General features: G+C 45.3%; 4 protein-coding genes, 1 tRNA gene and 2 pseudogenes. All 7 read left to right on the top strand.

What is annotated here, in order from left to right; translation table 11 throughout:
- The first annotated feature begins 35 nt into the window (after nucleotides 1-35).
- Complete coding sequence (locus tag H9626_RS09580) at nucleotides 36-2,675, top strand: DNA gyrase/topoisomerase IV subunit A (RefSeq protein WP_191710365.1); 2,640 nt, start codon at nucleotides 36-38, stop codon at nucleotides 2,673-2,675.
- A gap of 5 nt (nucleotides 2,676-2,680) precedes the next feature.
- Complete coding sequence (locus tag H9626_RS09585; protein ID WP_191710366.1) at nucleotides 2,681-3,529, top strand: DUF3316 domain-containing protein; 849 nt, start codon at nucleotides 2,681-2,683, stop codon at nucleotides 3,527-3,529.
- Between the two features lie 8 nt (nucleotides 3,530-3,537).
- Nucleotides 3,538-4,563 carry a S41 family peptidase gene (locus tag H9626_RS09590; RefSeq protein ID WP_178256393.1) on the top strand — a complete coding sequence of 342 codons (1,026 nt, stop codon included), beginning with the start codon at nucleotides 3,538-3,540 and terminating at the stop codon, nucleotides 4,561-4,563.
- Nucleotides 4,564-4,948: 385 nt separating this feature from the next.
- Nucleotides 4,949-9,000 (top strand): annotated as a pseudogene (locus H9626_RS09595) (glycoside hydrolase family 2 TIM barrel-domain containing protein).
- A gap of 166 nt (nucleotides 9,001-9,166) precedes the next feature.
- Nucleotides 9,167-12,898, top strand: a pseudogene (locus H9626_RS09600) (TIM-barrel domain-containing protein); the annotation flags it as partial.
- Between the two features lie 228 nt (nucleotides 12,899-13,126).
- Nucleotides 13,127-13,208 (top strand) — tRNA-Leu (locus H9626_RS09605).
- Nucleotides 13,209-13,424: 216 nt separating this feature from the next.
- The gene (locus tag H9626_RS09610) at nucleotides 13,425-13,919 is read left to right on the top strand and encodes a GNAT family N-acetyltransferase (protein ID WP_191710368.1); all 495 of its coding nucleotides are present in this window, start codon (nucleotides 13,425-13,427) and stop codon (nucleotides 13,917-13,919) included.
- Nucleotides 13,920-14,087 lie beyond the last annotated feature (168 nt).

Below are 14,087 nucleotides of genomic sequence, written 5' to 3' on the forward strand. Positions count from 1 at the left end.
TTTCTCTGTATCTTTGCGCATGTTAGCATACGATTATGAGCGAAGATACATTGGATAAAGAATCAACAAATACTCCTGAAAAAGAAGAACATTCAAGTTATAAACCGGCTTCCCCGACAGATGAGGCGGTAAAATATCAGCTAAGTGGCATGTATCAGAATTGGTTTCTCGATTATGCCTCTTATGTGATATTGGAACGTGCTGTACCTCATATCAACGACGGACTGAAACCTGTGCAGCGGCGTATTCTCCATTCGATGAAACGGCTGGATGACGGACGTTATAATAAAGTGGCGAATATCGTGGGACATACGATGCAGTTTCATCCTCACGGCGATGCTTCCATAGGCGACGCACTGGTGCAGTTGGGACAGAAAGATTTGCTTATCGACTGTCAGGGAAACTGGGGGAATATCCTCACGGGCGACAGTGCGGCTGCTCCCCGTTACATCGAAGCCCGCCTCTCGAAGTTTGCGCTCGATGTGGTATTCAATCCTAAGACAACCGAATGGCAAGCCTCGTATGACGGACGAAACCGCGAACCGGTTACGCTTCCCGTCAAGTTCCCGCTTTTGCTCGCTCAGGGTGTAGAAGGTATCGCCGTAGGTTTGTCGTCGAAAATTCTTCCCCATAATTTCAACGAACTGTGTGATGCCGCAGTTTCTTATCTGCACGGTGAGGAGTTTCATCTGTACCCCGACTTCCTTACAGGAGGTGCCATCGACGTATCCCGTTATAACGACGGAGAGCGTGGAGGTGTGGTGCGTGTGCGTGCCAAGATATCGAAAATTGATAACAAAACTCTTTGTATCAGCGAAATTCCTTACGGTAAAACGACATCTTCGCTCATCGATTCGATATTGAAAGCTGTAGAAAAAGGCAAAATCAAAGTACGTAAGGTAGATGACAATACGGCGGATAAAGTAGAAATATTGGTTCATTTGGCGCCGGGTACTTCTTCTGACAAAACACTGGATGCGTTGTATGCTTTCACTGATTGCGAAGTAAACATTTCCCCAAACTGTTGCGTCATTGACGAAAAGAAACCTCATTTTCTCTCGGTAAGCGATGTGTTGCGTAAGTCGGTCGACAATACGCTTGGCTTGCTGCGTAAGGAACTTGAGATTCAGCGTAACGAAACGTTGGAAACCCTGCATTTTGCTTCGCTGGAAAAGATATTCATAGAAGAACGTATTTATAAAGATAAACAGTTTGAACAGGCAGAGACTATGGATGCCGCTTGTGAACATATTGACGAACGGTTGACGCCTTTTTATCCTCAATTCGTACGCGAAGTTACGAAAGAAGACATCCTGAAGTTGATGGAAATAAAGATGGCGCGCATCCTGAAGTTTAATAAAGACAAAGCGGATGAGGCTATTGCCCGGCTGAAAGCAGAGATAGAAGAGATAGATAATCATTTGTCGCATATCACGGAGTATACGGTAGACTGGTACTTACGTCTGAAGGAAAAATACGGGAAGAATTATCCGCGACGCACGGAAATACGTAACTTTGATACGATAGTGGCAACCAAAGTGGCGGAAGCCAATGAAAAGCTGTATATCAACCGCGAGGAAGGCTTTATCGGGACGGGACTGAAGAAAGACGAGTTTGTTTGTAACTGTTCCGACATTGACGATGTGATTATCTTCTATAAAGACGGAAAATACAAAATCGTGCGCATCTCCGATAAGCTGTTTGTCGGTAAGAATATCCTTTATGTCAATATCTTTAAGAAAAACGATAAGCGTACGATTTATAATGTAATTTATCGGGATGGGAAGGAAGGTTTCCATTACATCAAGCGATTTAATGTAACCTCGATGATTCGCGACCGTGAATACGATGTAACTCAGGGTACTCCGGGCTCGAAGATTGTTTATTTTACGGCAAATCCCAATGGAGAGGCAGAGGTTATTAAGGTAACATTACGTCCGAATCCGCGTATCAAGAAGCTTATTTTCGAGAAAGATTTCAGTACGATAAACATCAAAGGTCGTCAGTCGATGGGAAATCTGTTGACCAAATGCGAGGTTCATAAGATTACGCTGAAACAACGTGGAGGCTCTACGTTGGGAGGACGCAAAGTTTGGTTCGACCACGATGTGTTGCGCCTGAACTACGATGGCCGGGGGGCATACCTCGGAGAGTTCCAGAGCGAAGACAGTATTTTGGTTATCCTTAAAAACGGAGACTTCTATACTACCAATTTCGACTTAAATAACCATTATGACGCCGATATCTTGGCAATAGAAAAATTTGATCAGGAAAAGGTTTGGACGGCTGTGCTTTACGATGCCGACCAGCAGAATTACCCGTATCTGAAGCGGTTTACATTCGATGCCGTATCGAAACGTCAGAACTATTTAGGCGAAAATAAGCAGAATAAGCTGGTATTGCTGACTTGTCAGGTGTATCCGCGTATCCAAGTAGTCTTTGGCGGACACGACAGTTTCCGCGAAGCTCTGGTGATAGAAGCGAGCGATTTTGTGGGAATAAAGAGTTTCAAAGCAAAAGGAAAACGTCTCACCACGTATGCTGTAGACCGCATCGAAGAGCTGGAACCAACCCGGATGCCTGAACCGGAGCCGGAAGACGACCTGCAGCCGGACGAGGGGACTGAACAGACCGAATCGGCGGAAGAAGAAAACGGACAAATGAAATTATTTTAGAATCCATGAAAAAGCGATTACTGACTCTTTGGTTTGCATTGCTTGCGTGTGCAGGTTTAGGAGCACAGGAAGACAGTTTGTATGCTACACGTTACGTGATGCGTTCTTTTCTGTTCGGGGCAGGACACGCAAACGTGTTGGATACTTACCTCTCGCCGTTGGAGTACGAAGGGCCTGAAGTACGGCTAATGTACGAAAACATGCGAATGACCAAACTGTTGGGGGGCAATGTCTCTGCCCAAAACCTGTTGCAAGTTAATTTTTCATATACGAAAAATCCGGCACAAACGGCACGCATGTATTCGGGCATTATAAACTGGAATTACGCCTTGCACTATCAGTTCCGTATCAATGAACAGTTGAAGATTCTTGCCGGCCCGATGCTCGACCTGAACGGAGGATGTATCTATAACGAGCGGAATTCCAATAATCCGGCTCAAGCCAAAGCATACGGCAGTCTTGCAGCGTCGGGGATGCTTATCTATAAATTCCGAATCAAGTGCTATCCTTTTATTTTGCGCTATCAGGCAAACTTGCCGCTGGCGGGAGCTATGTTCTCGCCCGAATACGGAGAGTCTTATTACGAAATCTTTTCGTTGGGAAATGGAGGAAAGAATGTTCGCTTTACCTCGTTGCATAACAACCCCTCGCTTCGCCAGATGCTGACACTCGATTTCCCGATTAACCGGATAAAAATGCGCATAGGCTATGTTTGCGATATCCAGCAGGCAAAAGTCAATAACCTGAAAACCCACGTTTATTCCCATAATTTCATGATAGGTTTTGTACGGAACTTCTACATCCTGAAAGGGAAAAACAAACTCAGTATGCCTAATAACGTTACTCCTTATTGATTATGAATATGAAGCATTCGGTATATCATTTCCTTCTTGTTGTTTTGTTGTCGGGACTGACGCTTTCGTGTATTCGTGAGGATATTTCGGGTAATTCGCCGGAAGATAATTTTGAAGCACTTTGGAAAATCATCGACGAGCAGTATTGTTTCCTTGAGTACAAGAATCAGGAGTACGGGTTGGATTGGGATGAGGTACACGAGCGTTATGCCAAACGTATCACTTCGTCAATGGGCTCGGAAGCCTTGTTCGAGGTATTGTCTGAAATGGTGAACGAGCTGCGCGACGGACATGTGAATCTGAGCAGCGCACAGGCTACCTCGCAGTACCGCGAATGGTTCGATGCCTACCCGCGTAATTTCAGCGACAGTATTCAGAGTAACTATTTGGGAAAGGATTATATCAATTCGTCGGGATTGACATACCAGATTCTTGAAAATAACATCGGGTATGTATATTGCTCCAGCTTTTCAGACGGCATCGGAGATGGAAACCTGAATGAAACGTTAGATAAGTTGGCGATATGCGATGGCTTGATTATCGATGTGCGGAATAACGGGGGCGGCAATCTGACAACGGCTCAGAAACTTGCCGCGCGGTTTACAAATGAAAAGGTACTGGTAGGATATATGTGCCATAAAACCGGACCGGGACACAACGATTTTTCTTCTCCCAAAGCGGTGTATGTCGAGCCGTCGACAGGCATACGCTGGCAGAAAAAGGCAGTGGTGCTGACGAACCGACGTTCGTTTAGTGCAACAAACGATTTCGTTAACTCGATGAAACAATTCCCCAACGTAACCGTGGTTGGCAACAAAACGGGAGGAGGCTCCGGCTTGCCTTTCAGTTCCGAAATACCCAACGGATGGTCTATCCGCTTTTCAGCAAGTCCGATGTTCGATCCGGAAATGGAACAACTGGAGTTTGGCATCGACCCCGATGTGAAGGTAGACATGACCAGCGAAGACATCAGTCAGGGGAAAGATACGATGATAGAAACAGCGTGCAGGATTTTAAAGGGCAGTACGAATTGATTTGATTGCCGGATGGTGGATAGGACCTATTACTGCAAATATCTCTCGTGGCAGAATTGATTTAAAGTGTCAAACTATTTTAATCTGTATTGAACTTGTTCTGACTCTATCCGGAGTTTAAGAAAACACTACCCGTAGTGCAGACCAGTCTTATGGGTAGAAACGGTTGACTCTTCCGCTTGGGATGAGCGATGCTAACGGTCGTATTTTCCGGTATATGCGGAAGAGGATTCGCCTCTTGTACGAATAACTTCATTATCTGTTTGTTACGGTGGAATGTAGGATGTGTGTAAGTTGGGCTTTCTGAAAAGAAAGGGCGGAATGAGTAGCTTTGATTATAACTGACGTTAATATACAAAAAGTTTAAATTTTTTGAATCTGATTTATGAAGAATGCAAGAAAGTACATCTTTGGAGCTTTACTACTATGTGGAAGTATGGGTTTGAGTGCGCAACAGTCTTTGTTAGACGGATTTGCCTATGGCAAAGAACTTGCGCCCGCAGGTAATGAATGGGAACAACCTACGAAACTGTCACTTAACAAAGAGCAGCCTCATACGTGGTTCTTTACGTTTTCCGACGTAGAGCGTGCGCGCAGGCTGTTGCCTCAGTTCAGTGATTTCTATCTGTCGCTTGATGGAACTTGGAAGTTTCATTGGGTAGGTAATCCTGAAGAACGGTCGGCTGATTTTTATAAACCTTCGTTCGACGTATCGGCATGGGACGACGTGACGGTGCCGATGCAGTGGAACGTTGTAGGGATACAGAAAGACGGCTCATTGAAATATGGCGTACCTATTTATGCGAATCAACCGGTTATTTTTCAGCATAAAGTGGCTGTCGGCGACTGGAAGGGAGGCGTGATGCGTACTCCCCCTCAGGATTGGGTTACTTACAAACACCGTAATGAAGTAGGGGCTTATCGCCGCAGTTTTGAGGTTCCTGCCGCATGGGAGAATCGGGAAGTTTATCTGAATTTTGACGGAGTATCATCTTTCTTCTATTTATGGGTAAACGGACATTACGTCGGCTTTTCAAAAAACTCAAGAAATACCTCATCGTTTTGCATTACTCCTTATCTGAACCGGAAAGGCGAAAACATCGTGGCGGTAGAGGTTTATCGAAATTCGGATGGCTCTTTTCTGGAAGCACAAGATATGTTCCGGTTGCCGGGAATTTTCCGTTCGGTGTCATTGACATCTACGTCGAAAGCACAAGTGCGCGATTTCCGTGTACGTCCTGATTTGGATAAAGACTATACCAACGGGAGTCTTGAGATAGAAGCAAACATTCGCAATCTGGATGATAAGAAGATGAAAGGATATACATTGTCTTATTTGCTGTATGCCAACAAACTTTATTCAGATGAAACAGAGTTGGTATCAGAAGGAAAAGTGAGTGATGTAGAGGTTGCGGAATTATCAGGCGGGGAAAGCATGACCGTGCGGACGGTTATGCAGGTCAAGTCACCTCGGAAGTGGTCTGCTGAAATGCCTTACCGCTATACATTGGTAGGCCAATTAAAAGACCGTAAAGGGCGTGTGGCAGAAACATTTTCTACCGCTTTAGGCTTCTGTAAGGTTGAAATCAAAGATACTCCGGCATCGCAGGATGAATTCGGGCTGGCCGGACGTTATTATTACATAAACGGAAAACCCGTAAAGCTGAAAGGAGTGAACCGGCAGGAAATCAATCCGGAGAGCGGGAATGCCATTTCCCATAGCCAGATGGAAGATGAGATTATGCTCATGAAGCGTGGCAATATCAATCACGTGCGGAACTCGCATTATTCCTGTGACCCTTACTGGTATTACTTGTGCGATAAGTATGGCATCTATCTGGAAGATGAGGCTAATCTGGAAAGTCATGAATATTATTATGGAGCCGCTTCTTTGTCGCACGTGCCTGAATTTGAAGCAGCCCATGTAGCCCGGGTTATGGAATTGGCACATGCCCACGTAAATCATCCCTCCGTTGTAATATGGTCTTTGGGAAATGAAGCTGGGCCGGGTAAGAACTTTGTGTCTGCCTATAATGCGCTACATGCGTTTGACGCTTCTCGTCCGGTTCAGTATGAGCGCAATAATGATATTGTGGATATGGGTTCGAACCAATATCCTTCTATAGCATGGATGCGGGAAGCGGTGAAAGGGAAGTATGACATCAAATATCCTTTCCATGTGTCGGAATACGCCCATTCTATGGGAAATGCCGGAGGAAATCTGAAAGATTACTGGGATGCCATTGAGTCGACCAACTTCTTCTGCGGAGCTGCTATTTGGGACTGGGTAGATCAGGCGTTGAATTATTATGACCCTCATACAGGCGACCGTTTTTGGGCTTATGGAGGCGATTTCGGAGATAAGCCCAACAGCGGAATGTTTTGTATGAATGGTATTTTGCTGCCCGACCATTCTCCTAAACCCGAATTTTATGAAGTGAAAAAGGTATATCAGAATGTAAGCGTAAAACCTTTGGACATGAAGCAGGGGAGAGTGGAGGTGTTTAATAAGAACTATTTCATTCCACTTTCTAATTACAGGTTTGTCTGGTCGCTTTATAAAGATGGTGAAAAGATACAAGAAGGCGACATGATTCCCGCTTCTGCTGAAATTGTGAAGCCGCGCGAAAAAGCTGTTTATACGATACCTTATAAATATACGGAGCTGAAAGACGAAAGCGAATATTTTGTGAAAGTACAGTTCCTGCTGAAGAAAGACATGCCGTGGGCAAAAGCCGGTTATGTTCAGATGGAAGAACAGTTATTGCTGAAAGAGGCTGGGGATAAGCCTTCGCTGGCATCGCTTACTGCTTCTATGACGAAGCCTGAGGTAGTGGAAAATGCCGATTTTACCACCGTATCCGGAAAAGGATTCTGTGTGAAGTTTGATAATCATACAGGTACAATTTATAGTTTGGAGTATGGGGGAAAGAAGGTTATCCGTGACGGAGAAGGACCTGAATTGGATACATGGCGAGCTCCCGTAGACAATGATAACTGGGCATATCGCCGTTGGTTTGAAAAAGGATTGCATAACTTGAAACACCGTGTTACCGGATATACTCGCATTTCAACGAAAGAGCATGAGGAAAATGTAATCAAACTGATGTATACGGTAGTGTCTCAAGCTCCCAATCCTGCCGTGCTGGAAGGTGGAGTATCGGGGAGATATAAGGTGAAAGAGCTTTCGGAAACTCCTTTTGGTGAAGATGACTTTAAATTTACCAGCAACCAGATATGGACTGTATATCCTGATGGCTCAATCGGTTTACAGTCGGGTGTAACATCTAACGACCCTGAAATGATATTGGCTCGTATCGGATATTCCATGCAGATTCCATCCGAGTTTGAACAATATACTTATTATGGACGTGGACCGTGGAATAACTATGCAGACCGTTGTTCGGGATATTTTATAGAGCAATATCAAAGCAAGGTTAGCGACTTGTTTGTAAACTTCCCCAAACCACAAAGCATGGGAAATAGAGAATCAGTCCGTTGGTGTGCGCTGACAGACAAACAGGGTAACGGAATTGAGTTTATTGCAGATTCTGTGTTGTCGGCGTCTGCTCTTCCGTGGTCTGCCATGGAGATGACTTTGGCACCTCATCCTTATCAGTTACCCGCGTCTACGGGAACACATCTGCATTTGGATGCAGCTGTTACCGGACTGGGAGGAAATAGTTGCGGACAAGGCGGCCCATTGGAAGAAGACTGCGTTAAGGCAGGAAACCGTTTTATAAACTTTTTGATTCGTCCGGTAAGCAATTCATCTTTTGTCCGGAATGCCCAAGTGTCTGTATCAGGAGATGCTCCCTTATTGGTCTCACGTAATAAAAACGGGATGGTTTCCATTGACTGTGGCAAGAAGGAGGGTAAAATAATGTATTCGTTGAATCATTCTAAAAAGGCTACATTATATACAGCTCCATTCAACTTGCGTGAAGGAGGAACGGTAACAGCCTTTTATGTCGATAATCCCAAGATATCCGTCACCGAGAGCTTTAACCGGATAGAGAATATTCCTTTAACGGTTATTCATGCGTCGAGTCAGGAAGTAGGAGAAGGCGATGCTTCTCACCTGATAGATGGAGATAGTAATACAATGTGGCATACGATGTATTCGGTTACCGTAGCAAAGTATCCGCACTGGGTTGATTTTGATGCCGGTGAAGCAAAGGAAATCAAAGGGTTTGTATATCTTCCTCGTCAGGATGGGGGATGAATGGCGTGATTAAGGATTATAAGTTGCAAGTAAGTATGGATGGAAAGACTTGGACAGATGCCGCACAAGGCACCTTCGCTCAAGGCATTCAGGCAAAACGAGTGATGCTGCCTGATCCGGTAAAAGCCCGTTATATCCGCTTCATCGGCTTGAATTCACAAAATGGTGCAGACTTTGCGGGAGGTGCAGAGTTTACAGTTATTGCCGATTAAAAAAATCATTATATTTTTGTGCGACCTTAGTGTTTATGCTAAGGTCGCTATGTTTTAAAACAATCAATCATTAAATACTATGAAACTAAAGTATTATTCTGTTTTGTCTCTGTGTCTACTTGGAGGCTTGCTTACTACATCTACTCCCGTATGATGGGCTGCCCGGCAGACCGAGGTAACCATCAGCAGTGCCAGTGTTTTGAATCCGTCAGCGGTGGAAGTGGTCTTTTCCAATCACCAGCGAATGACTCTTGACTTTTACGGTGAGAATATTTTCCGGATGTTCCAAGATAATATGGGAGGTATTGTACGTGACCCACAGGCTTCTCCTGAAGCCCGGATTTTGGTAGACCGTCCCCGAAAAGAGGTAGGAGAATTGTCACTGACGGATAAAGACGGAGTGATTACCGTTTCTACTGCCAGAATCCAAGTTGAGTTGGATAAACAGACATCTTTGTTTAAGATTACGGATAAAATCCGCCAAAAAGTTGTAGTGGAATCAGTACGTCCGGTTGACTTTATGGAGAAACAAGTCTGTATGTCACTGAAAGAACATGACAATGAGTATTTTTATGGTGGTGGCGTACAGAACGGACGCTTTTCTCACAAGGGGAAAAGCATTCGTATCGTTAATACAAACCAGTGGACTGATGGAGGAGTGGCTTCTCCTACTCCTTTTTATTGGTCTACCGAAGGCTATGGCGTAATGTGGTACACGTTCCGTCCCGGACTTTATGATTTTGGAGCAACCGATAAAGGAGTGGTTAAATTGTCTCATGAAGAAAATTACTTGGATGTCTTCTTCATGGTAAATGAGGAACCGGTAGCTTTGTTGAATGACTTTTATCAGCTGACCGGCAATCCGGTACTCTTGCCTAAGTTTGGTTTTTATGAGGGACATTTGAATGCCTATAACCGTGACTATTGGAAAGAAGACGAAAAGGGGATTCTTTTTGAGGATGGAAAGAAGTATAAAGAGAGCCAGAAAGACAACGGCGGAATCAAAGAGTCACTGAATGGAGAGAAGAATAACTACCAGTTCTCAGCCCGTGCGGTGATTGACCGTTATAACGCAGCCGATATGCCGTTGGGATGGATTCTGCCTAATGACGGTTATGGTGCCGGATACGGACAGACCTCTACACTGGATGGTAACATACAGAACTTGAAAGAACTGGGTGACTATGCCCGTGCGAAAGGGGTAGAAATCGGATTGTGGACGCAGTCAGACTTACATCCCAAAGAAGGAATTGAACCTTTGCTCCAACGCGATATTGTTAAGGAAGTACGCGATGCAGGTGTGCGTGTGCTGAAAACCGATGTGGCTTGGGTAGGAGCCGGTTATTCATTCGGGCTGAACGGAGTGGCAGATGTAGGACAGATTATGCCTTATTACGGCAATAATGCACGTCCGTTTATCATCTCGCTGGACGGATGGGCAGGTACTCAGCGTTATGCAGGTATATGGTCGGGCGACCAGACCGGAGGAGAATGGGAGTACATTCGCTTCCATATCCCGACGTATATCGGTTCGGGCTTGTCGGGACAGCCCAATATTTCTTCGGATATGGACGGTATTTTTGGCGGAAAGAACGTTCCGGTCAATGTCCGCGATTTCCAATGGAAAACTTTTACACCGATGCAACTGAACATGGATGGGTGGGGAGCTAATCCGAAATATCCGCAGGCGTTGGGCGAACCGGCTACTTCCATCAACCGCTGGTATCTGAAAATGAAATCAGAGTTCATGCCTTATACGTACAGCATAGCCCGTGAAGCAATAGACGGAAAACCGATGATTCGTGCCATGTTCCTTGATTATCCGAACGATTACACGCTGGGGACGGCTACCCGCTATCAGTTCCTTTACGGACCTTATGTGTTAGTTGCTCCCATCTATCAGAGTACGCAGGCAGATAAGGAGGGAAACGATGTGCGTAACGGTATTTATCTGCCCGAAGGTAACTGGATAGATTATTTCACTGGCGACTTGTATCAGGGCGGACGGATTCTCAATAATTTTGAAGCTCCTTTATGGAAACTTCCTTTGTTTGTTAAGCAGGGAGCCATCCTGCCAATGACTACAGCTCATAACAATGTCGGCCAGATGGATAAACACTTGCGTGTATATGAGCTTTATCCCGGCGGAAATACGGAGTTCACTGAATATGACGACGACGGAGTTTCTGAGGCTTATCGTTCGGGGCAATACGCTACTACTCGTATCCGTTCGGTGGTAGAAGGAGCCGATTTGAATGTGTATGTCGAACCGGTTCAAGGTTCTTTTGCTGGAATGGAAACTCATAAAAGCACTTACTTCCGTATCAATGTAACTGCACAGCCGAAGAAACTGACGGCACGTGTGGGCGGAAAGAAAGTGAAACTTACGCCGGTGGCTTCTTTGGATGAATTGCAGCAAGGAACGGATGTATATTATTATGAACCGTCTCCGGAACTGAACCGTTTTGCCACACCGGGCAGTGAACAGGCTCGTCTGCATGTAATCAAGAATCCGGTAGTGCATGTGAAGTTAGGAGAAACAGATGTAACCCAAAACGACATTCAGCTTGAGATGAAAGGCTATGTGTTTGCACCCGCCGAAAAGTTGTTGGTAAGTCAAGGTGCGCTGATCACTCCTGAAGCTGAGGTGACGGAGGAGAATACGGGGGCTTATGCGCTGACGCCTTCATGGAAGAAAGTAAACAATGCCGATTATTATGAAATTGAGTACAAGGGTATGTTGTACAGTACCATCCGCGATACGCAGCTCCTGTTTGAAGATTTGCGTCCGGAAACAACTTGCATGTTTAAGGTACGTGCCGTAAATGCTTCGGGTGTGTCCGAATGGGCAAGTGTGACGGCTACTACGAAATCAGACCCGCTCGAATTTGCTATCCGTGGCATCAAGGGAGAAACCAGTTGCCCGAATCAGGGAGGTCAGGGTGTGAACAGGCTATTCAACTTCGATGAGGGAGATTCATGGCATACGAAGTGGAGCGAAGAAGCTGTTCCGTTCGACTTGATTATTGACCTGAACAGCGTGAACCAGCTTGATAAATTCCAATACCTGCCTCGTCTGGATGCCGGAAACGATACGTTGGGCAAAGGTACGGTATATTACAGTATGGATAAATCAAATTGGCATGAAGCCGGCGCTTTCGACTGGAAGGGTAGTGACGTGAAGACTTTCGTATTCGAAAATCATCCTACTGCGCGTTACATTAAGCTGTCTGTTACGGCTGCTACGGGCAAGTATGGTTCAGGTCGTGAACTGTATGTGTTTAAAGTTCCCGGCTCAGAAAGCTACATTCCGGGCGATATCAACCAAGACAAATTGGTGGACGAAAACGATTTGACCTCTTATATGAACTATACCGGTTTGCGTAGGGGAGATTCTGATTTTGAAGGTTACATCAGTATGGGAGACTTGAATGACAACGGTCTGATTGACGCTTACGACATTTCGGCGGTGGCTACCCGTTTGGAGTCGGGAGTCAGCAGCCGTCAAGTGCCGTTAGTGGCTGGCGAAATCTCGATTACCCCGTCAAAGAAGACGTATAATGAAGGCGAAACCGTGGAAATCCGGGTTTCGGGTAAAGGCATGTGTTCGGTCAATGCCCTGAGCTTCGCACTGCCTTACGATCCGCAGGCACTGGAATATGTGGAAACAGAGGCAGCCGGCATGAAAGAGATGCGTAATCTGACGAACGACCGTCTGCATACCAACGGTACGAAGGCATTGTATCCTACTTTTGTAAACATCGGAGAAAAGCCATATCTGGAAGGAGATGCAGAACTGATGACCATCAAGTTCAAGGCGAAACGTAAACAAAAGATTGACCTGAAAGTGCTTGACGGTATGCTGGTCGACAAGAATCTGAATACAGTCAAGTTCTGATAGCCATCCGGCGTGATAAGAAAATAGCATGTGTGAATAACAGTCCGTTATTGTTCCACATGCTATTTTCGTATAAAAGAAGCTGTCTTTGATAGCCTTTGCCGGCATGAAGTCCTGAAAACAGTTTCTTCTATGCTGTTGAAATTTGAAAAGTAGCTGTAAAATTTTGTAAAGAGAAAAAGATGTTATATATTTGCACCCGCAAATGAGAAACAATAAGTTTCTTTTGCGCCTGTGGCGTAATTGGTAGCCGCGCCAGACTTAGGATCTGGTGTCGTGAGACGTGTAGGTTCGAGTCCTATCAGGCGCACGGTAAGAAAAGGATTTGATAAATCGCTGATTTATTGAATCCTTTTTTTATTGCTTTTACCCGCGAAATTCTACCGCTTGCGTTACGTAACGCATCCCAATGTTTGCTATAACGCAAGCGGTAGAGTCAGCCTGCACTACGGCTTGCGTTTTGGCGTCTTGATTGACCCGGATTTTTGCTTGATTGATAGTAACTTTTATAAAAACCGAAACCGATATGTCTGTACAAATACGTTTGGCGCGCATGGAGGACCTCGACCGACTGATGGAAATCTTTGACCATGCACGCAGTTTCATGAAAGCCACCGGAAATCCCAGCCAGTGGATAAACGGCTATCCGCAGCGTGAGATGATAGCCGGCGAAATAGCGGCAAACCATTGTTACGTGTGTTGCAAAGAGGAAGGGGGAGAGGTGGTAGGTACGTTTGCTTTCGTGCCCAGTCCCGACCCGAACTATGCACGCATCGAGTCGGGCAACTGGCTGAACGATGCCCCCTATTACGTTATCCACCGCTTGGCTTCCGACGGCAGTTGCCGGGGAATAGGCAAGGCGTGTATCGAATGGTGTTGGGAGCAATGCCATAGCCTGCGTGCCGATACCCACCAAGATAACAAGATTATGCAGAAGCTGTTGGAGAACAACGGCTTTGTCCGTTGCGGAATCATCTATGTGGCCAATGGAACACCCCGCATCGCCTATCAGCACATATAGTCAGCCGGAAGCGGTTGCTCCGTAGGGGCTGATAAAGTCAGAACAGATGTTAAATCTTGTTTTGGATAAATATTTTCTATTGGAAAGTTTGTCTGTAAAGAAATAATAGCTTACATTTGCTAATGTTTCCAATGGAAAATAATAGTAACAAGATAAAATCAACAAACC

It is taken from the genome of Phocaeicola faecium (genome assembly GCF_014837055.1).
GTDB classification, from domain to species: domain Bacteria; phylum Bacteroidota; class Bacteroidia; order Bacteroidales; family Bacteroidaceae; genus Phocaeicola; species Phocaeicola gallinarum.

What these genes read in the sequence shown, in the direction of transcription:
- H9626_RS09610 (WP_191710368.1), top strand. Translation starts at nt 13,425, where the DNA reads ATGTCTGTACAAATACGTTTGGCGCGCATGGAGGACCTCGACCGACTG.
- H9626_RS09590 (WP_178256393.1), top strand. Translation starts at nt 3,538, where the DNA reads ATGAAGCATTCGGTATATCATTTCCTTCTTGTTGTTTTGTTGTCGGGA.
- H9626_RS09585 (WP_191710366.1), top strand. Translation starts at nt 2,681, where the DNA reads ATGAAAAAGCGATTACTGACTCTTTGGTTTGCATTGCTTGCGTGTGCA.
- H9626_RS09580 (WP_191710365.1), top strand. Translation starts at nt 36, where the DNA reads ATGAGCGAAGATACATTGGATAAAGAATCAACAAATACTCCTGAAAAA.